General features: G+C 62.9%; 21 protein-coding genes. 2 read left to right on the top strand and 19 right to left on the bottom strand.

What is annotated here, in order from left to right; genetic code table 11:
- Positions 1-82: 82 nt before the first annotated feature.
- From KG088_RS00695 to KG088_RS00685, 3 genes are all read right to left on the bottom strand, one after another.
- On the bottom strand, positions 83-694 hold the full coding sequence (locus KG088_RS00695; RefSeq protein WP_213823566.1) for a superoxide dismutase: 612 nt from the start codon (positions 692-694) through the stop codon (positions 83-85).
- A 294-nt stretch (positions 695-988) separates the two neighbouring features.
- Positions 989-1,939, bottom strand: a complete 951-nt coding sequence (locus tag KG088_RS00690; RefSeq protein WP_213823565.1) for an electron transfer flavoprotein subunit alpha/FixB family protein — start codon at positions 1,937-1,939, stop codon at positions 989-991.
- A gap of 70 nt (positions 1,940-2,009) precedes the next feature.
- Positions 2,010-2,759 carry an electron transfer flavoprotein subunit beta/FixA family protein gene (locus KG088_RS00685; protein ID WP_213823564.1) on the bottom strand — a complete coding sequence of 250 codons (750 nt, stop codon included), beginning with the start codon at positions 2,757-2,759 and terminating at the stop codon, positions 2,010-2,012.
- A gap of 373 nt (positions 2,760-3,132) precedes the next feature.
- Between KG088_RS00685 and KG088_RS00680 the strand changes: the two genes are divergently transcribed.
- Positions 3,133-4,800 (top strand): electron transfer flavoprotein-ubiquinone oxidoreductase, encoded by a 1,668-nt coding sequence (locus tag KG088_RS00680; RefSeq protein WP_213823563.1) that lies wholly within the window; start codon positions 3,133-3,135, stop codon positions 4,798-4,800.
- Between the two features lie 18 nt (positions 4,801-4,818).
- Here KG088_RS00680 and KG088_RS00675 read toward each other — a convergent pair whose 3' ends face one another.
- From KG088_RS00675 to KG088_RS00600, 16 genes are all read right to left on the bottom strand, one after another.
- Positions 4,819-5,652, bottom strand: a complete 834-nt coding sequence (locus tag KG088_RS00675) for a sulfurtransferase (protein ID WP_213823562.1) — start codon at positions 5,650-5,652, stop codon at positions 4,819-4,821.
- Positions 5,649-7,862 carry an ATP-dependent helicase gene (locus KG088_RS00670; protein ID WP_213823561.1) on the bottom strand — a complete coding sequence of 738 codons (2,214 nt, stop codon included), beginning with the start codon at positions 7,860-7,862 and terminating at the stop codon, positions 5,649-5,651. The genes KG088_RS00675 and KG088_RS00670 overlap by 4 nt, the downstream gene beginning before the upstream one ends.
- Positions 7,853-8,428 carry a DUF1285 domain-containing protein gene (locus KG088_RS00665; RefSeq protein WP_213823560.1) on the bottom strand — a complete coding sequence of 192 codons (576 nt, stop codon included), beginning with the start codon at positions 8,426-8,428 and terminating at the stop codon, positions 7,853-7,855. Before KG088_RS00665 ends, KG088_RS00670 begins: the two co-directional genes overlap by 10 nt.
- 32 nt (positions 8,429-8,460) lie before the next feature.
- Entirely contained in the window at positions 8,461-9,333 is an 873-nt protein-coding gene (locus KG088_RS00660; RefSeq protein ID WP_213823559.1) for a TatD family hydrolase, read from the bottom strand.
- Positions 9,334-9,376: 43 nt separating this feature from the next.
- A complete protein-coding gene (locus KG088_RS00655) occupies positions 9,377-9,712 on the bottom strand; it encodes a PilZ domain-containing protein (RefSeq protein WP_213823558.1) in 336 nt (111 codons plus the stop codon).
- 34 nt (positions 9,713-9,746) lie between these two features.
- The gene (locus KG088_RS00650) at positions 9,747-10,748 is read right to left on the bottom strand and encodes a DNA polymerase III subunit delta' (RefSeq protein WP_213823557.1); all 1,002 of its coding nucleotides are present in this window, start codon (positions 10,746-10,748) and stop codon (positions 9,747-9,749) included.
- Positions 10,739-11,392: a dTMP kinase gene (tmk, locus tag KG088_RS00645; RefSeq protein WP_213823556.1), complete on the bottom strand. Its 654-nt coding sequence runs from the start codon at positions 11,390-11,392 to the stop codon at positions 10,739-10,741. The genes KG088_RS00650 and tmk overlap by 10 nt, the downstream gene beginning before the upstream one ends.
- Positions 11,393-11,411: 19 nt before the next feature.
- Positions 11,412-12,416 (bottom strand): endolytic transglycosylase MltG, encoded by a 1,005-nt coding sequence (gene mltG, locus KG088_RS00640; RefSeq protein ID WP_213823555.1) that lies wholly within the window; start codon positions 12,414-12,416, stop codon positions 11,412-11,414.
- A 54-nt stretch (positions 12,417-12,470) separates the two neighbouring features.
- Positions 12,471-13,280, bottom strand: coding sequence for an aminodeoxychorismate lyase (gene pabC, locus KG088_RS00635; protein ID WP_213823554.1), 810 nt, complete (start codon positions 13,278-13,280; stop codon positions 12,471-12,473).
- A gap of 5 nt (positions 13,281-13,285) precedes the next feature.
- Complete coding sequence (gene fabF / locus KG088_RS00630; protein ID WP_213823553.1) at positions 13,286-14,524, bottom strand: beta-ketoacyl-ACP synthase II; 1,239 nt, start codon at positions 14,522-14,524, stop codon at positions 13,286-13,288.
- Between the two features lie 190 nt (positions 14,525-14,714).
- Positions 14,715-14,948, bottom strand: a complete 234-nt coding sequence (gene acpP / locus KG088_RS00625; protein ID WP_008956801.1) for an acyl carrier protein — start codon at positions 14,946-14,948, stop codon at positions 14,715-14,717.
- A gap of 125 nt (positions 14,949-15,073) precedes the next feature.
- Positions 15,074-15,817, bottom strand: coding sequence for a 3-oxoacyl-ACP reductase FabG (gene fabG, locus KG088_RS00620; RefSeq protein ID WP_213823552.1), 744 nt, complete (start codon positions 15,815-15,817; stop codon positions 15,074-15,076).
- A gap of 64 nt (positions 15,818-15,881) precedes the next feature.
- Positions 15,882-16,832 carry an ACP S-malonyltransferase gene (gene fabD, locus KG088_RS00615; protein WP_213823551.1) on the bottom strand — a complete coding sequence of 317 codons (951 nt, stop codon included), beginning with the start codon at positions 16,830-16,832 and terminating at the stop codon, positions 15,882-15,884.
- Between the two features lies 1 nt (position 16,833).
- Complete coding sequence (gene plsX, locus KG088_RS00610) at positions 16,834-17,961, bottom strand: phosphate acyltransferase PlsX (protein ID WP_213823550.1); 1,128 nt, start codon at positions 17,959-17,961, stop codon at positions 16,834-16,836.
- 43 nt (positions 17,962-18,004) lie between these two features.
- A complete protein-coding gene (rpmF, locus tag KG088_RS00605; protein ID WP_213823549.1) occupies positions 18,005-18,175 on the bottom strand; it encodes a 50S ribosomal protein L32 in 171 nt (56 codons plus the stop codon).
- Between the two features lie 31 nt (positions 18,176-18,206).
- Positions 18,207-18,734 (bottom strand): YceD family protein, encoded by a 528-nt coding sequence (locus KG088_RS00600; protein ID WP_213823548.1) that lies wholly within the window; start codon positions 18,732-18,734, stop codon positions 18,207-18,209.
- A gap of 137 nt (positions 18,735-18,871) precedes the next feature.
- Between KG088_RS00600 and KG088_RS00595 the strand changes: the two genes are divergently transcribed.
- Positions 18,872-19,462 (top strand): Maf family protein, encoded by a 591-nt coding sequence (locus KG088_RS00595; RefSeq protein ID WP_213823547.1) that lies wholly within the window; start codon positions 18,872-18,874, stop codon positions 19,460-19,462.
- Positions 19,463-19,480 lie beyond the last annotated feature (18 nt).

Genomic DNA, 19,480 nt, shown 5'->3' with positions numbered 1-19,480 from the left:
CACAAACGACAAGGGCTCCACCAGTTGGCGGAGCCCTTCAAGGAATCGGGTGTTTCCCGAGTCCTGATCTTGTCACCGCCTGTCAGGCAGTGGCTTGCTGGTAGCGACGCTCGACCTCGTCCCAATCGACCACGTTGAAGAAGGCCGCCACGTAGTCCGGACGCTTGTTCTGGTACTTCAGGTAGTAAGCGTGTTCCCAGACGTCCAGGCCAAGCACCGGCGTGTTGCCATGCGACAGCGGACTGTCCTGGTTCAAGGTATTTTCCACCACCAGCTTGCCTTGGGGGTTCACGCTCAGCCATGCCCAACCGCTACCGAAACGGCCCAGCGCGGCCTTGGTAAAGGCATCCTTGAAGGCGTCAAAACCACCTAGCTCGGCATCGATGGCCTCGGCGACCTTGCCTTTCGGAGCACCACCTCCGTTGGGCGACATGACCTGCCAGAAGAAGGAGTGGTTCGAGTGGCCACCACCATTGTTGATTACCGGCTGACGCTTGTCCTCGGGGACGCGATCCAGGCTGGTCAGCAGCTCATCGACTGGAACATCTTCGAGCCCCGTGCCTTCCAGTGCCCCATTGAGGTTGTTAACATACGTCTGATGATGCTTGGAGTGGTGGATTTCCATGGTCATCGCATCAATATGCGGTTCCAGCGCATCGTATGCATAGGGCAGATCGGGGAGAGTATGTGCCATTGAGTGGCCTCCTTGTGTTGGGGTGAAAACGTGTTGCCACGAAAACCTAGTACATTCACTAAGATGTGGTCGCAGGGGCCGTATTTCAACCGCCGTCTTGATAGGCGTTCAATGTCGGTCATCCCTTACCGGCATTCTGCCGATCCCATTGCGCTTCCTGTCCAGGGCATCAACCCAGCAAAATGGTCAGATAAGCCTAGATGAACCGCCGGCACCTTGCCAAATGAAAACGCCGATCCGGTTAAAGGATCGGCGAATCCGGCATTTCACTAGCCCCCTAACGGCAGCTGGCAGCTAGAGCTTTTGCTCCAATTCCGGCAGGATCTCGAACAGATCCCCCACGAGTCCATAATCCGCGACCTGGAAGATCGGCGCCTCCTCGTCCTTGTTGATGGCGACGATCACCTTGGAGTCCTTCATGCCCGCCAGGTGCTGGATGGCGCCGGAAATGCCTACGGCGATATAAAGTTCCGGGGCGACGATCTTGCCGGTCTGGCCGACCTGCATGTCGTTGGGCACGAAGCCAGCGTCGACCGCGGCTCTTGATGCGCCGATGGCGGCGCCGAGCTTGTCGGCGATGCCGTCCAGCAGCTTGAAGTTCTCTCCATTGCCCATGCCGCGCCCGCCAGAGACGACGATCTTGGCACCCGCCAGCTCGGGGCGGTCACTCTGTGCCAGGGCCTCCTTGATAAAGGTGGACTGGGCGTTGTCGACGACAACATCCACCGCCTCGATAGCGGCACTGCCACCCTGATCTTGTAGAGAGCCTACCGCGTCGAAGCCGGTGCTGCGTACGGTAAGCACCTTGAGGGGGTCGGCGCTCTGCACGGTGGCAATGGCGTTGCCGGCGTAGATCGGGCGCTTGAAGGTGTCGGCCGAGTCGACCTCGATGATCTCGGATATCTGGCTGACGTCCTTGAGCGCGGCGACGCGCGGCATGACGTTCTTGCCGGTGGTGGAGGCGCCGGCCAGCAGGTAGCTGTAGTCGCCGGCCAGCTCGGCCAGCAGCGCGCCCATGGGCTCGGCGAGCTGGTGGGCGTAGGCGGCGTGATCGGCGACGCGCACCCGGTTGACGCCGTCAAGCTTGGCCGCGGCCTCGGCCACCGCGGCGACGTGCTCGCCGGCGACCAGGAGATCGACATCGCCACCGCTGTGTTGCTGAATGGCCTGCGCGGCGGCCACCACGTGGGCGGTGGCGCCGGACAGTTGGCCATCATGGTGTTCGGCGAGGACCAGAAGGCTCATGGGATCAACTCCTTTCAAAGCTCTGTATTCAAAGAACGGTTGTCAAAGTACTGTTTTCAAAGAACTGCTTTCAAAGAACTTTGGCTTCGTTCTTGAGTTTATCGATGAGCTCGTCCACCGAGCCGACCTTGATGCCGCCCTTGCGCTCGGCCGGGGATTCGACCTTAAGCAGCGTGACCTTCGAGGCCATCTCGACGCCGAGCTCCGCAGGGGTTGTGACGTCCATCGGCTTCTTCTTGGCCTTCATGATATCGGGGAGCTTGGCGTAGCGAGGCTCGTTCAAGCGCAGGTCGGTGGTGACGATGGCGGGGAGCGTGAGCTCGATGGTCTGCAGGCCGCCGTCGATCTCACGGGTGACATGCATCTTGTCATTTTCGATAACCACCTCGGAGGCGAAGGTGCCCTGAGGCAAACCGGTGAGCGCGGCGAGCATCTGGCCGGTCTGGTTGTTGTCGGTATCGATGGCTTGCTTGCCGAGGATCGTGAGCCCGGGCTGTTCCTGTTCGACCACCTTGGCCAGCAGCTTGGCCACCGCCAGCGACTCGGCCTTCTCGTCGGTCTGGATGTGGATCGCCCGGTCGGCGCCCAGTGCCAGCGCGGTGCGCAGCTGCTCCTGAGCGGCCTTGGGCCCGATGGTCACGGCGACGATCTCGGTCGCCACGCCCTTTTCCTTGAGGCGCACCGCTTCTTCCACGGCGATCTCGCAGAAGGGGTTCATGGCCATCTTGACGTTGGTGAGGTCGACGTCAGAGTGATCGGGCTTGACCCGAATCTTGACGTTGTAGTCGACGACGCGTTTGACCGCGACGAGTACCTTCATAGTGTCCTCGCTTGGTTCGTTACGGGAGCCCGATGATGGGATAAACCACGCCTACCCTCCCTCGCTTTGACGGGGAGCGACCTGCCCCACCCGGCACCGGTCGGTAGGCCGTTCGATATTCATGCAAGCGTGTGATATGCGCCGCAACAAGAAGCCCTTTCAATGTGCCACAGCCTGCCTAGGGCCGACAAACCCGGCATGGCCGCTTATCGGTGAACGGGCGTCAGAATCGCAAAGCAGTGGCCAAATGACTATTATGCCTATGATAAGCCTTGGCTAGAAGCAAGCGACCGTCTAAAAGCTAATGGCGTTGTCGGGAAGACGGCCATGAAACCGCCGAACCGAGCGCCGAGGCCAGCAAGGAGCAATGCAAGTGGAAGATGTTGAACGCGAATCCATGGATTTCGATGTCGTGATCGTGGGTGCCGGCCCCGCCGGTCTCTCGGCGGCGTGCCGGTTGATGCAACAGGCCAATGATGCCGGTCAGGAATTGACGGTATGCCTCGTGGAGAAGGGCTCCGAAGTCGGCGCGCATATTCTTTCAGGGGCGGTCTTCGAGCCACGCGCCCTGCAGGAGCTTTTTCCCGATTGGGCCGAGCGTGGCGCGCCCCTCACCACACCAGCCACCCGCGACGAACTTTACTTGCTCAAGGACGCCGAAAAGGCCCAGAAGCTGCCCAACGCCCTGGTGCCAAAGACCATGCACAATACGGGTGACGATCTCACCCGCTATGTGATCAGTGCTGGCAACCTTTGCCGCTGGCTGGCCGAGCAGGCCGAGGGGCTGGGCGTGGAAATCTTTCCCGGCTTCGCCGCCCAGGAAGCCCTGCATGACGAGGACGGCACGGTGCGCGGCATCCTGATTGGCGACATGGGCGTCGCCGCGGATGGCACGCCAAAGAGCGGCCATATGCCGGGCATGGAGCTGCGCGCCAAGTACACCCTGTTCGCCGAAGGCTCACGCGGCCACCTGGGCAAGCGGCTGATCGAGCGCTTCAAGCTGGACGAGGGCAAGGATCCGCAGCACTACGGCATCGGTCTCAAGGAGCTATGGGATGTCCCCGAGGCCCAGCATGAGCCAGGATTGGTCCTGCACGGCTCCGGCTGGCCGCTGGACAAGCACACCCACGGCGGCTGGTTTCTTTACCATGTCGAAAATCAGCAAGTGGTGGTCGGCCTGATCATGGACCTCTCCTACCAGAACCCCTGGCTGTCGCCCTTCGACGAGTTCCAGCGCATGAAGCATCATCCGGTGCTCAAGCAGTCGCTCGAAGGCGGCAAGCGGGTCGCCTACGGAGCCCGCGCCATCACCAAGGGCGGGCTCAATTGCCTGCCGAAGATGACCTTTCCCGGCGGTCTGCTGATCGGCTGCGACGCCGGCACGCTCAATTTCGCCAAGATCAAGGGCCTGCACACCGCCATGAAGTCGGGCCTGGTGGCGGCCGAAACGGTCTTCGAGGCCATTGCCGACGGTGATGAAGGCGGTCAGGAACTGACCGCCTTCACCGGCAAGTGGGAGACGAGCTGGGCCTATGCCGAGCTCAAGGAAACCGCCAGCTTCGGCCCGGCGATCCACAAGTACGGCACCCTGGGCGGCGGCGCCTACAACTTTCTCGACCAGCTACTCGGCGGCAAGCTGCCCAAGGTTCATGACACCACGCCGGACCATGCCACGCTCAAGCCCGCCAGCGAGTGCGAGAAGATCGACTATCCCCGACCGGACGACAAGCTCTCCTTCGACAAGCCCTCTTCGGTATTCCTGTCGAACACCAACCACGAGGAAGACCAGCCGTGCCACCTCAGGCTCGACGATCCCGATCTGCCGATCCGCGAAAACCTGCCGTTATACGATGAGCCCGCGCAGCGCTACTGCCCGGCAGGCGTCTATGAGGTCGTCGAAGACGATGCCGGAAACCCCAGGTTCCAGATCAACTTTCAGAACTGTGTGCACTGCAAGACCTGCGACATCAAGGACCCGGCTCAGAATATCACCTGGGTAGCCCCGGAGGGCGGTGGGGGACCGAATTATCCCAATATGTAGCTGCCCTTTGGCGGCAGCTCAGTTCTCACCCGTAGCGATCGGTCGCCCGGGGTCTCGAATCCACTCGCTCCAGGAGCCCGGGTAGAGTGTCGGCAAGGGGCGGCCGGCGACAGCGTAGGCCAGGATATTATGGCAGGCGGTGACACCCGATCCGCAATAGGCGATGAGCGATTCGGCCTCGGGTAGCTCGGTCGCGAGCACCTCGGGGTCCTTAAAATGCCCTTGGGCATCAAGGTTCGTGGCGCTCGGGCGGCAGATGGCACCGGGAATATGACCGGTGACGGGGTCGATGGGTTCGGCGTCGCCACGATAGCGCTCGCGGCTTCTGGCATCGAGCTTGAGATCGCGTCCCGCGCCCACACGTTCGGCATCGGCCAGGCCATCCTGGCGATAGTCGGGCCGCCAGCGGGAGGGCTCGGGCAGGAGGAGCCGCGCATGCTGCGACAGGGTCTCGCCGCCCTCCACTGCCCAGGCCGGGAAGCCGCCGTCAAGGACGCGCACCTCGGGATGGCCGGCCCAGCAGCGGAGCATCCACCAGGCCCGCGCCGCCGCGAGCTGGCCGCCCATGTCATCGTAGACCACCACTGGCGTCGCCGGGGTGATGCCGAGGCGTTGCACAACGGCCGTGAATGCCTCGGGTTGCGGCAGCGGATGCCGACCGCCCTCTCCCGGCGGCCCCGCCAGGTCGCGGTCGAGGTCCATGTGCAAACTGCCCGGCAAGTGGGCGTTCCGCCAGAGCCGTCGTCCGGCTTCCGGGTCACCCAGCCTGGCCCGGCAATCGAGTATCTGCGGCGGATGTTCGCCCATGAGGGCGTCGGCCAGCTCGCTGGCGCTAATCAGTGCCCGTGTCATTCCAGGGCTCCTTCCAGAAGTTCGATGGGTGCGCGCCGGGCGATCAAGCGGCGTCGGCCCGCCTGGAGAAACCGTACTTCGATCACCGGATTGGCCGGGTCGCCCTCGATCACGGCGATCTCTCCCTCGCCAAAAACAGCATGTCGTATTCGCTGGCCGACGCCGTAATCATTGACTGACGGTTCGGGTTCGGCCACGCCGTCAGTGGCGATCGTAGCGGCGGTGATCGGCAATGCATGCCCCAGCGAGGTGAGGTAACGCTCGACCAGACCGGGGAAGGACACCGCCAAGGGGGAAGCATAGTCGCTCTGCCCTGCCGCACCGATACGCTCGCTGATTTTCTGGCATTCTCGCCACGCCGTCTCGCCGATGAAGCGACTGGGGCGGTGATCGCCGCCATCATGCACGATACACAGCTGCTCGCGGGCCCGGGTGATGGCGACATAGAACAGTCGACGCTCTTCCTCCAGTCGTTGCGGCGAGAGCGGGTTGTCGCGGCTGTAATGCGGGAAGTCTTCTTCGTTGCTGCCGGCAAGAATTACCAGCGGCCATTCCAGCCCCTTGGCGCCATGCACCGTGGAGATCAGCACGCCATCGTCGCGACTCTCCACCGGGCGGCGCAAAAGCTCGATAAACGCTTCGGTATCATTGCCAAGCTCGCTAGCCTGTTCGATCAATACGTCGAGCAGACGCACGTCCTCCTCGCCCTTTTCGCGCCGAGCAGCAGCCCGCTTGAGCACCTTTTCGGCCTCGACAGCTTCCACCACATGCTGAAGCAGCTTCGCCGGCGGCCAGTTGCTCAGTTTCGGCAGCTCGCAGAGCAGCGCCCAGCGACGCTTGAGAGTCCGCCGTTGGTAAGGCTTGAGTCCGTCGATGAGCGGATCATGGCGCTCCGGCCAGCGCTGTGCATCGGCAAGTCGAGCCGCCAGCGCGGCGAGCCGCTCACGAGCCACGAAAGGTGTCGGTTGGGCGAGTAGCAGGTGGAGATGCTCCGGGTCCTGCAACAGGGACGGGGCCCTGGCCAGCGTCATGTAACCGGCCAGCGCCTGCACCAGGGGCAGACGGAAGACGAAACGATCTTCGCGGGCGAGCCGGAACGGCACGCCCGCCCTGAGCAGCGACAACTGCAGGGGCACCGTGAGCGCCCAGCTGCGCACCAGCAGGCAGGCCTCGTCCAGCCGATGTCCTTGCCGGTGCCAATCATCGAGTGTGTCGAGCACGGCGCTGGCCCCCTGCCCGACCGACAGCCCGGTATCCGGGGTCTGCGCGCCCGCCAGGCAGAGCTGGTCGGGGCGCCGGCGATTCGCAGCGATGGCATGATTGGCGGCCAGCGCCAGGGCATGGCCGTGGCGAAAAGTGGTCGACAGCGGATAATCGGTTGCCGCGCCAAAGGTGGCGGTGAAACGTTCGAGCATGGTGTCGGGGTGTGCCCCCCGCCATTCGTAGATGCACTGGTTGGCATCACCCACCGCCATCACCGCCGCCTCACGCCCCGCGAGCAGCGCCAGCAGCCGCTGCTGGGCCACATTGATGTCCTGATACTCATCGATGATCACATGGTCGAGAAAGCCCTGGACCCTTCGGCACAGCTCAGGGTCGGCTTCGAGGGCCCGAAGGGGCCGATAGAGCAGATCCGCATAACTCATCAGACCTTGCTCGGCCAACAGCTGCTCGGCGTGATCGAAAGCATCGGGAAAATAATCGGTATTCTCACCAAAGTCGAGGCGGGTATGAAGGTCGGTAGGGGTGACCATTTCGGCTTTCACGAGTGCACAGAAGTGCGCCAGAGCCTCGAGACGCTCGGTATCGAGGGCCGCTTCACGTGCCTCTGGCGTGTCGGCGAGCGCGGCGAGGGTTGCCTGGCGCAACAAGCGCTCCAGCTGCCAATCCGCGGTCAGCAGCTGCCGCGACGCAAGCGCTCCCCAGCGGGTCAGGCTGCCGGTCAGGCGATGGCCCAGCGAATGGAAGGTGCGGACATCGGGAAGCGCCTGACCGGTTGGCGCCATGGCGGCCAGACGCGACTGGAAGTCCTCCCGCGCGGAGCGGTTGAACATCAACACCAGAATGCGCTTGGCCGGCACGCCTTGTTCGAGCAGCTGTTGCACCCGCGCCACCATGGTGGCGGTCTTGCCGGCACCGGCCACTGCCGCGACACGGGCATGACCAGCGCCATGCGCTACCACGGCCCGCTGTTCGTCGGTCAGGCGCATGGCGGTTCCGAGCCCGGCTCAGATGGGTCGAGCCGACCAAGGGGATGCCAGACGCCGCCGCTCTCCAGGCCCAGCTCCTGGCCACCATTTGTCAGCTCTCGGTTCTCGGCCTGATCAACCAAGCGATAATAGACGTTGCGACCCAGCCGGGCCGCTAGCCCGAAACGCACTGCCACCTCGGGCACGCACTCGCCGGCCGGCGTCTCGCTCAACGTCAAACGGTGGTGTTCATCGAGCACCAGACGGTCGCCGACATTGGTGGTCAGCCACCACAGCCCCCGCGCGTCGGGCTCTGCTTCGACAATCAGGAAGGGGCGATCCTCGACCTGGATGCGCTGCTTTTCGGCAGGCGTCACCAGGTAATAGCCGCCGTCGGCCTCGCGCCTCAGGATGGTCGAGAGCAGACGCACCAATCGCGTTCGGACAATGGCGACGCCCTCATGGATCCAGCGGCCATCGGCGGCAATCACCAAGTCCATCTCACTCTCATGCTCGGGGTGCCAGGCATCGAGAGGCGGGATATCACCCTCTGGGTCGATCTGGGCCAATAAGGGATCGAGGGTCATGGCAAGGCCTCGCAGGGAATCTCTTGGAAAGCTTAGACCAGTCCCGCCTGGGCCAGCGCCTCGCGAACGTTATCGGGGGCCTGGGGCGCCGCGGCACGGAACAACCGGTAGAAATTCGCTGTGGTCTGCATCGCCACTTCCTCCACGCTGATGCCGCGTACCTTGGCGATACACTCCGCGACTTCCACCACCCAGGCCGGCTCATTGGGCTTGCCCCGGTGAGGAACCGGGGCGAGATACGGGCTATCGGTCTCGATCAGCAGGCGGTCCAGCGGAATGCGCCTGGCCAGATCGCGGACCGATTCGGCGTTGCGAAAGGTCACGATCCCCGACAGCGAGATGAAAAAGCCATGACGTACTGCCTCCCGCGCCATGTCCAGATCTTCGGTGAAGCAATGCAGCACCCCACCCACGTTTGGATCGGTATGCTCGCGAATCAGTGCCAGGGTATCCTCGCGCGCCTCGCGGGTATGCACGATTACCGGCAATTCCAGTTCATTGGCGGCGATCAGGTGGCGGCGGAAACGCTCGAACTGGAGGCGGCGTGACGGCATCTCGGATACCTCGGTTCCCTCGCTCTGGGCTGAATCGGTATCGACGGCGTAGTGATAGTCGAGGCCGGTTTCGCCGATCGCCACGACATCGAAGCGCTCGGCGACCTCCTTGATCGTTTCGACATCGGGCTCCTCGGCGGCACTCTGCATGGGGTGCATGCCAGCGGCGATCACCACGTCCTTATGCGCCCGGCTGATGGCGGCCAGTGCCGGCACATCGTCCAGATTCACGGCGATGGCCAGGAACTGGCGTACGTCGCGTTCACGAGCGGCATTCAGGGCCACGCCGAGATCACCGTCGTGTGTGCGGGGATCGAGGCGGTCGAGATGGCAGTGGGAATCAACGAACATGCGGTGATAGACCTAGGAAAAAATGTGAGTGACTCGAAGCTCGTCAGAGCGTGTAGGTAGACGCGCCCTTGTCCAACTGACCGGCCAGCAGGCTCTCGATGCGACCACGGACCGCCTGATCCTCGGTGCCGAAATGGATGCCGATACCTGGAACGCGGCGGCCGGCAACGCCTTCCGGCGAGACCCAGACCACCTGGCCGGTCACCGGGACGCGCTCACTCTCGCCGGGCAGCATCAACAGCAGGAACACTTCCTGGCCGAGTTCATAGCGCTCGCGGGTGGGCACGAAAATCCCGCCTCGGTCGAGCGACGGCATATAGGCCGAGAGCAGGGTCGGAACATCCTGGATAGTCAGTGAGAGCGCTTTCTGGGCGGCCATGGCCATCTCCTCAGGTAACGACGCGAAGACAGGGTCAGGAGCGCAGCAACGCCGACCAGCGAACCAGCCAGGCTTCGAGCACCAGCTGGGGGTTAGGATTGCCTCCCATGGCCAGCAGGCGCCGCTGCTCACGGGCATAGTCGAGCAGCCTGAACCAGTCCCTCAGGCGGCCATTCTTGACGGCCTGACGATACAGCGGTAGCAGGTCGGGGTTGCGCAGCTCTCGGCTCTCACCGGAGAGACCCAAACGAATCAGATCCTCCAACCAGGCGATACCGTACCACAGGATTGCATCGATGGATTGCCGATCCAGTCGCGCCGCTTCGGCCACCGGCTCGGCCCCCCGGACCAGCGCCTCGAAGGTGTCATGCAGTTGTTGGCGCAGGGCGCGTGCCTCGGGTGTCGCCTGCTCCAGTGCCGCCAATGGCAGCCCACCGGCGACCCGCCACCAGAAGCGCGCATTCGCCTCATCACCCAGGCGCTCGGCCAGCCAGGCCGTGCATTCGTCGGCCGCCGGGGGCGAAAGCGCCCATTGCTGGCAACGCGAGCGAATGGTCGGCGGCATCCGCGAGGGGACATCGGCGATGAGCACGAACAGCGTCTGTGCACCGGGCTCTTCCAGGCTCTTGAGCAGCGCATTGGCGGCGGCCACGTTCATCGCCTCGGCCGGCTTGATGACGATCACCCGGTAACCGCCCTGTTGGGCGGTCTGGGCGACGAAAGCATTGACCCCACGAATGGGGTCGATACGGATCTGCCGCTTGCCCTCCTCAGGCTCGACCCGGAGCAGATCGGGATGGTAACCCGCCGCCAGCATCCGACAGCCGTGGCAGTGGCCGCAGGCATGCTTACCGGGATTGGCGCACAGCATCCAGGCGACCAACGCATCAACGAGCGGCTGCTTGCCCACGCCTCGGGGGCCCGAAAGCAGCAGCGCGTGGGGCAGCCGCCCGGAACGCGCCTGGTCGGTCAGGGCGTGGAACCGCGCCGCCAGCCAGGGCGGGGGCGTCAGGTCGCTTGATGCTATCAACGCCATGCGGCGACCTGCGCTTGCAGATGCGCCAGCAGCCGATGCTGCACCGTGGCCAGATCGTCCGATGCGTCAATCACGGCGATGCGATCAGGTGCCGCGGCGGCACGCTCCAGATAGGCCCGGCGAACCGCCTCGAAGAACTCGCCATGCTCACGCTCGAATCGGTCACGCTGCTCGCCATCGCGGTCCAGGCGGCCCTGCAGACGCCGCTGGGCCGCCTGCATGGGCATGTCCAGCAACAGCGTGAGGTCGGGCTGCAGCCCTTGCTGAACAAAGGCCTCCAGTGCACTGATACGCGCCGCGGGTATACCTCGACCGCCTCCCTGGTAGGCAAAGGTGGCATCAGTGAAGCGATCGCAGACCACCCAGGCACCGCGCGCCAGCGCCGGGCGGATCTTGCTGGCCAGGTGCTGGGCGCGCGCGGCGAACACCAGCAACAACTCGGCGTCGTCTTCGAGCGGCTCGGTGACATCCGCGTCGAGCAGCAGGCCACGGATCGCCTCGGCCCTGGCGGTTCCGCCGGGCTCACGCGTGCGCACCACCTCGATGCCTTGGGCCTCGATCCAGTCGGCCACCAGCGCCAGGTTAGTGGACTTGCCCACGCCTTCACCGCCTTCCAGAGTGATGAATCGTCCGCGCTGCGACATGGCGGCAGCCGCTCCCTGATCAACGATTGCGAATGTACCGATTCACTGCATTATTGTGCTCGCGCAGCGAATCTGAAAATTGATGCGTGCCGTCGCCGCGGGAGACGAAATACAGGCTCTCCCCCTCGGCTGGGTTGACCGCCGCTTCCAGAGCCCCACGTCCCGGCAGGGCAATCGGCGTCGGTGGCAGGCCATCGATCACATAGGTGTTATAGGCGGTGGCTTCGCGCAGGTCGGCCCGTGTGATATTGCCCTCGTAGCGCTCACCCATGCCGTAGATCACCGTGGGATCGGTCTGCAGGCGCATGCCGCGTTCCATGCGTCGCTTGAATACGCCGGCGATATCTCGGCGCTCCTCCGGGACCCCGGTTTCACGCTCGATCAAGGAGGCCATGATCAGCGCCTCGTACGCAGAGTCGATGGTCAAGTCGTCGTCTCTCTCTGCCCACACCTCTTCGAGGACGTCTTCCATTCGGTTCAATGCGCGGCGGAGAATATCCAGATCGCTCATTCCCTTCTGATAGCGATAGGTATCGGGAAAGAACCAGCCCTCGGGATGCGTGTCCTCGCGACCCATTCGCGCCATTAATTGGTCGCCGGAAAGACCGGCGGTCAGGACCTCTAGCTTGGGGGCTTGTGCGAGCCTGTCGCGCATCTGCTGAAGAGTCCAGCCCTCGGGAATCGTCAGCGAGTAGGTGACCACCTCGTGGCTATCCAGAAGCGCCAACACGTCACGGCCGCTCATGCCGGGTTGCAACCGATACTCGCCAGGCCGCAAGTCGGGCACGGCCTGCGGGTCCAGCCGCACCAACAGGCGGTAGGCCCAGGCATCACTGATAACGCCACGCTCGGCAAGCCCGCGCACGACACTATGAAAACCCGCCCCGCCGGGAACTTCGTAGATAGTCGATTCGCTCAGCACGATGGGCGCCTCGAGCCGCGATTCCCAATAACGATAACCGGCGAACAGCGCTACCCCGGCGATCATCAGCAAGACAATCAGTACCTTTAGTGAACGCAGCATGTGGTTCCTCGTTGCAAATAGCCAATGCGGGGGCCAGTGCGGCTCTAAGCGCTGTCATGTGAAAAGGGGATGGCCCAGCAGGGCATGAGCCTCGGCCTGGAGCGGACGATGGCGAGGACCAATTTTCCAGCGCATGAGCTCCCGGCCCTGGGCATCATCAAGGCGAGCCACCGGCCAGAGTCCCTGCAAAGAATTGCCGAGCCATACCGCCTCTGCGTTTTCCAGCACGGCTGGGTCACTCTCGACCTCATGAAGGCTGACGCGTTGTCGCAAGGCCTCACGCAGTGTTCCCGCCACCCCGCAGCGATCCAGCCGCGGGGTTTCCAGGCGACCGTGGCGTTGCCAGAAGAGGTTCATGCAGGTCGCCTCGACCAGCCGCCCTTCGGCATCACACAACACGCCCTCGGCAACCTTGGGCGTCGACCACTCCGCCCGGGCCAGGACGTTCTCCAGACGATTGAGGTGCTTGAGACCCGCCAGCGTCGGCTGAATGCCCAAGCGCAATGCGCAGTGACGTATGCGCACTCCGCTTGCCCAGTGGTCACTCATCGGCACGAACGGCGCCAGACGCCAACGAAGTCTTGGCTCAGGCTTCGCCGGCAGTTGGTACCCGCGGCCGCCGCTGCCGCGGGTGAGCATCAGCTTCAAGACCTGGAGACCCTTACCTGCCGCGGCCAGCGGCTCCTCCAGCGCGGCGCGCGCCGGCAGAGGAATGGCAAGCACCTCACAGCCTTTCGCAAGGCGGCCCAGATGCGCGTCCCAAAGTTGGGGCTCCCCATCCCTCAACAATACGGTTTCGAACAGGCCGTCGCCATAGGCGGCCCCACGATCGTCCAAAGGCCAGCTCTCGGGGCGAGAGGTCACCTCCCTCACACCTTGACAAACACCAGGGTGCCATTCGTGCCGCCGAAACCGAAGGAATTGGAGAGTGCGATTTCAACCTTCATTTCTCGCGCATGATGAGGCACATAATCCAGATTGCAGCCTGCCTGGGGGGCTTCAAGGTTGATGGTCGGTGGCGCGACCTGATCGCGGATCGCCAGCACGCTGAACACTGCCTCGACGGCACCTGCCGCACCCAGCAGATGACCGATCATCGACTTGGTGGAGCTCACTGCCACGGACTTCGCGGCGTCGCCCAGCACCTTCTCGACAGCGCGACTCTCGGCGAGGTCGCCGGACTGTGTCGAGGTGCCATGCGCGTTGATGTAATCCACCTGCGACGGGGAGATGCCGGCATCACGAATGGCATTGCTCATGGAGATGGCCGCACCACTGCCGTCTTCCGGCGGTGAGGTCATGTGATAGGCATCATCGCTCATGCCAAAGCCAGTGAGTTCGGCATAGACAGTCGCACCACGAGCCCTGGCGTGTTCGTACTCCTCGAGTACCATGACACCAGCGCCGTCAGAGAGAACGAAGCCGTCACGATCGCGATCCCAGGGACGACTGGCTGCAGCGGGGTCATCGTTGCGGGTCGACAGCGCACGGGCTGCAGAGAAGCCACCGAGGCCCAGCGGCGTCGTTGCCATTTCAGCCCCCCCGCAGACCATCACGTCGGCATCTCCGTAAGCGATAGTGCGCGCGCTGTAGCCGATATTGTGCGTACCGGTGGTGCAAGCCGTGGTAATCGCAATATTGGGCCCACGAAAGCCATGCTGAATCGCCAGGTTGCCCGAGATCATGTTGATGATCGAGCCAGGCACGAAAAATGGCGAAATTCGCCGGGCACCTCCCTTGAGAAGGGCATGGTGATTGTGCTCGATCATCGGTAGCCCACCGATACCCGAGCCGATAGCCACGCCGATCCGGCCGGAATTTTCCTCGGTGCACTCGACACCGGAATCCTCGATCGCCTGAGCCCCGGCAGCCATCCCGTACTGGATGAAGAGGTCCATCTTGCGAGCCTCCTTGGGATTGAGATAAGGGCTGATGTCGAAGTCCTTGATCGAGCCACCGAAGCGGGTGTTGAAGCCACTGACATCGAAATGCTCAATGGGCGCAATTCCGCTCTTACCGGCCACAATGTTGGCCCAGCTCTGGTCGACGGTATTACCTACCGGCGTGACCAGACCGAGTCCGGTCACCACCACCCTTTTACGAGCCATCCGTTTTCCTCCCCACGATCCTGGTACACGACCCACGAGCCGGAGTCGCCATTGCGCGCAGTATACCCGAGTCTCGTCTCCCTGTGCCGTCTGCGAGACTCACCCACAGACGAGAAAGCCGCCCTCAACGGGCGGCTCTTTCCGGGACATTGCCCGGGCGCATCAACAAGCGTTATCAAGCGACACCGTCTTACTGGTGAGCGTTGACGTAGTCAATGGCTTCCTGAACGGTCGTGATCTTCTCGGCTTCCTCGTCAGGAATTTCAGTATCGAACTCCTCTTCGAGCGCCATGACCAGCTCGACGGTATCCAAGGAATCAGCGCCCAGGTCTTCGGTAAAAGACGAGGAATTCTGGATATCTTCTTCCTTGACGTTCAGGCGCTCGGCCACAACCTTCTTCACGCGCTCTTCGATGGTGCTCATTGTACGTACTCCAGTCGTTCACGTTAGCCGTTCTGAAAACCAGCCATTTTGAAACCGCAAGCCCAAAGCTGCGGGGTAGTTTATAGACGCCATCTGGCCGGCGCAACCGCCGAACCCAGTGGCTGTCAATGCATGTTCATGCCGCCATTGACATGCAGGGTCTCGCCGGTAATGTAACTTGCCGTCTCCCCGGCCAGAAACCCTACCGCAGCCGCAATTTCCTCAGGCTGGCCCAGACGTGACAAGGGGATCTGGCCCAACAGCATCTTCTGTTGCTCTTCCGGCAGCGACTCGGTCATGTCAGTGGCGATGAAACCAGGCGCCACCGCATTGACAGTGATCGACCGTGAAGCCACCTCACGGGCTAGCGCCCGCGTAAACCCTTCCATGCCGGCCTTCGCCGCAGCATAGTTTGTCTGGCCAAGATTGCCCATGCTGGCGACCACCGAACTGATGCAGATGATGCGCCCGAAGCGTGCTCGGGTCATCCCGCGCAGACATGACTTACTGACGCGATAGACCGACTTGAGATTGGTGTCGATCACCGAATCCCACTCATCCTCTTTCATGCGCATCAGCAGGTTGTCTCGAGTGATGCCGGCGTTATTGACGAGGATCGTGGGAGCTCCGAACGTCTCGCTCACCGCCTTGATCAGCCCATCAATGCTCGATTGGTCGTTGACATCCAGAAGACGTCCCGCCCCTTCAATTTCCGCTTCCTTGAGGTCGGCATCGATACGACCAGCCCCGCTTTCGCTGGTGGCCGTACCGATCACAATATGGCCCTGTCGACCCAACTCATGGGTAATGGCCCGACCGATACCTCGGCTGGCGCCGGTGACCAGGGCGACTCTACGCTCGCTTGTCATTGTGTATTCCACCTTCATCCTGAGAGGTTTACATGCGTGAATGTCATGGCCCAATGAACGGCGACTAGCGCGTCGTGTCCCGGGCCAGCTCCAGCGCCGCCTCCAGGCTGTCCGGATCGTTGACGGCCAGTCCCTTGCTGCCCTTCGCAATGCGCTTGTTCAGGCCCGTCAGCACTTTGCCCGGGCCACACTCGATGAACACCCGAGCCCCCTGCCCGGCCATTGCCTCTACGCAGGAGGTCCAGCGTACCGGCTGGTAGAGCTGCTCGATCAATCGCGTACGCAATGTCTCGATATCTGCATGCGCCTGCGCATCGACATTCTGTATGACCGTATAACGCGGTGAACGCAACTCGATCTTGTCCATCGCCTCGGCCAACCGCTCGGCGGCCGGACGCATTAGTGCACTATGGAAGGGACCGGAAACCGGCAATTCCACGGCACGCCTGGCTCCCATTTGCTGACAGGCCGCGATCGCCCGCTCCACGGCAGCCTTGCTACCGGCGATGACTACCTGGCCAGGGGCATTGTAGTTGACCGCCGACACCACGTCGTCCTGAGCCGCACTGTCGCAGGCCTGTTCCACCTGTTCATCGTCAAGGCCCAGGATTGCGGCCATGGCACCCTCGCCGACCGGCACCGCCTCCTGCATCGCCTCCCCACGCAGCCTTACCAGCTGCACGCCCTGGGCAAAGGGCAGCGCGCCCGCACAGACCATAGCACTGTATTCGCCCAGACTGTGTCCAGCCATAACGTCCGGACGGGGCCCTTCGAGCTCCTGCCAGACTCGCCATACGGCCACACTGGCTGCGAGCAGCGCCGGCTGGGTGCAGGCCGTGGCGTTCAGCGCGTCAGCCGGCCCTTCCTGCACGAGCTGCCAGAGGTCATAACCTAACGCGTCTGAGGCCTCATCGAAGGTAGTACCCACCACGCTGTAGCGTTCTGCCAGCTCTCTCAACATACCCACTTGCTGAGAACCCTGGCCGGGGAAAACGAGAGCGAGGGGTTGCGTCATGTCAATCACCTTTCTCTTGTTGGCTTTTATCGCCATCAGGCCTGCTAGGCGAATCCGATGCAACTACGTCGGGTCGTTTATCACCTCGGCTGCCACCGCCGAGCGCATCAGCTGCTGTTCGTCGCTGACCGAGTTCAGCCCCCAACCGCGTTGGCAGGTCGCGGCTGACCTCCTGCACCGCCCGTAACACCGCGTAATGAAAGCCGGTGGCGTCGGCACTGCCATGGCTCTTGATCACGATGCCATCCAGCCCCAGCAAGCTGGCGCCGTTATAGCGAACCGGGTCAAGCTCACGCTTTAACCGTCTCAGCGCCGGCCGGGCCATAGCGCCCACCAGGCGGCTTCCCCAGTGAGCCTCGAAGGTCGCCTGAACGCGTTCGACCAACATTCGGGCAAGTCCTTCGCTTGCCTTGAGAACTGCATTGCCGACGAAGCCATCACACACCACCACGTCGGCCCTGCCACTGTAAATACCGTCACCTTCCATAAACCCTACATAGGCGATGTCAGTGTGATCGCGCAACCACTCATCGGCTTGCCGGACACTCGCAGGCCCTTTACTGCCTTCGACACCGAGGTTGAGTAATGCCACCCGCGGCGAAGTCAGGCCGTCCACATGGCGAGCCATTGCCTCACCCATCATGGCGAACTCCACCAGCCGGTTGGCAGACACCTCGATGTTCGCCCCAAGATCGAGCAGGTAGCATCGCCCTTGATCGCGAGTCGGAATCGAGGTGCTGATGGCCGGACGCGATATGCCTGGCACCGTGCCCACAGCACGGCGTGCCATCGCCATCAGTGCGCCGGTATTGCCGGCACTGACTCCGGCTCGTGCCTCGCCAGCGGCGACACAATAGAGCATCTTCGACATGCTGGTATCGGCCCCGTGACGCAGCGCTTCGGATGCACGCTGATCCTGACCAATCACCTGCGGCGCATTGATGATGCACATACGAGAACCCGCCGCGGCAAGATGCCGCGGCAGGCGGGAGATTTCATCGGCTAGCTGGCGTTTCGGGCCGAACAGACGAATCTCGAGATCCGGCACATCGATGACCGCGCTAGCTGCTCCTACGACAGTGGCGAACGGGCCATGGTCACCGCCCATTGCGTCGACGGCAATCCACATGAGGTCGTCAGAGTCCGGACGTCAATGAAGAAGGCGGGTCGCCTCAGGCGTCAATAACCTTGCGGCCGCGGTAGAAGCCATCCGGCGAAACGTGGTGACGCAAATGCGTGGCGCCCGTTTCCTGGTCCTGGGACAGCGTCGGTGCTGTCAACGCATCGTGGCTGCGACGCATGCCGCGCTTGGAACGAGTCTTGCGGGTCTTTTGAACTGCCATGTGGATCACTCCAGAATGAAACGATGATGAGTCAGGTTTTGCCCTTGAGACGTTTGAGAACCTCGAATGGACTCGCTGCGGGCGCAGCGGACTGCTCTGCTTCCACTCCGCTGCTCAGCTGATCCCGCGAGACTCGGCAATCGGCCTCGTCGTGGTAAACCACCTGAGGCAGGCTGAGGATCAGTTCATCCTCGACTACCTCCAGAAGGTTAAGCTGTTCGTTTTCCACCAGCACCGGCTCATGTGTATTCGGCAGCTCGGCGGCGAGGGCATCGCTGGTGACCATGCCGAGTAGAAATTCGCTTTCCACCTTCTGCGCCATCGGCATTTGACAGCGCCGACACGGCAGCTCGAGGTCGGCCTCCAGGCGACCGCGAATCTCTCGCTGGCCCTGGGCGTCAACGCCGAAGTCGAGCCACACCCGGCAGTCACCACTCTGAGGGCCGACGGCATCGGCCAGGCGCACCAAGTTGTCGAGGGACATGAGCCCTTCGAGGCGTTCGGCACGGGTGGCGAGCTTGTAAGGCTCGATCTTGTCAGGAAGTCTTGAGGTCAGCATAGGCGCGCAATGATAGGCACTCCCCCGTCAGCTGTCAAAGCTTGTCACCCTCCCCACCCTCAAGGCGTTAAACTGGCCTCTTCTGCATCGCCTTCCTGCGACATAAAGCCGACCTGAAAACCATTAGGAGACCCTGCATGACGCGCCTTGTTCTCGCCTCTGGTTCACGCTGGCGCCGCCAGCTGCTCGACCGCCTGGCACTCCCCTACGTATGGTCGAGCCCCGACATCGACGAGACGCCACGGCCCGGTGAAACGCCGGAGGTGCTCGTTGAACGGCTGGCCCTCGCCAAGGCCAATCGCCTGGCCAACGACTATCCCGATCACCTGATCATCGGCTCGGACCAGGTAGCCTTGTTCGACGGCGATATTCTCGGCAAGCCCCACGACGAAGCAACCGCTCGTCACAATCTGGCTCGCTTTTCCGGTCGGCGCGTCCGCTTCATGACTGGTCTGGCGCTCGTCGATACCACACGACGCCTTGAAAGGGTCTGCCACGACGTGTATGACGTTTTCTTCCGGCAGCTCGACGAGGCCGAGATCGCCCGGTACGTGGCGATCGAAAAGCCCCTGGACAGCGCCGGCAGCTTCCGCATGGAGGGACTCGGCATCACCCTTTTCGAAAGGCTCGAAGGAGATGACCCCAACACCTTGGTCGGACTTCCCTTGATCCGGCTGTGCGCCATGCTGCGCGAGGCAGGCTTCGATCCACTACGCCAGGTAGGCTGACGCCAAACGAGGGCCTTC

It is taken from the genome of Halomonas jincaotanensis (assembly GCF_018448785.1).
GTDB classification, from domain to species: domain Bacteria; phylum Pseudomonadota; class Gammaproteobacteria; order Pseudomonadales; family Halomonadaceae; genus Halomonas; species Halomonas jincaotanensis.
Note: the sequence above shows the minus strand (reverse complement) of the source record. Positions and strands in the feature narration are given on the sequence as shown.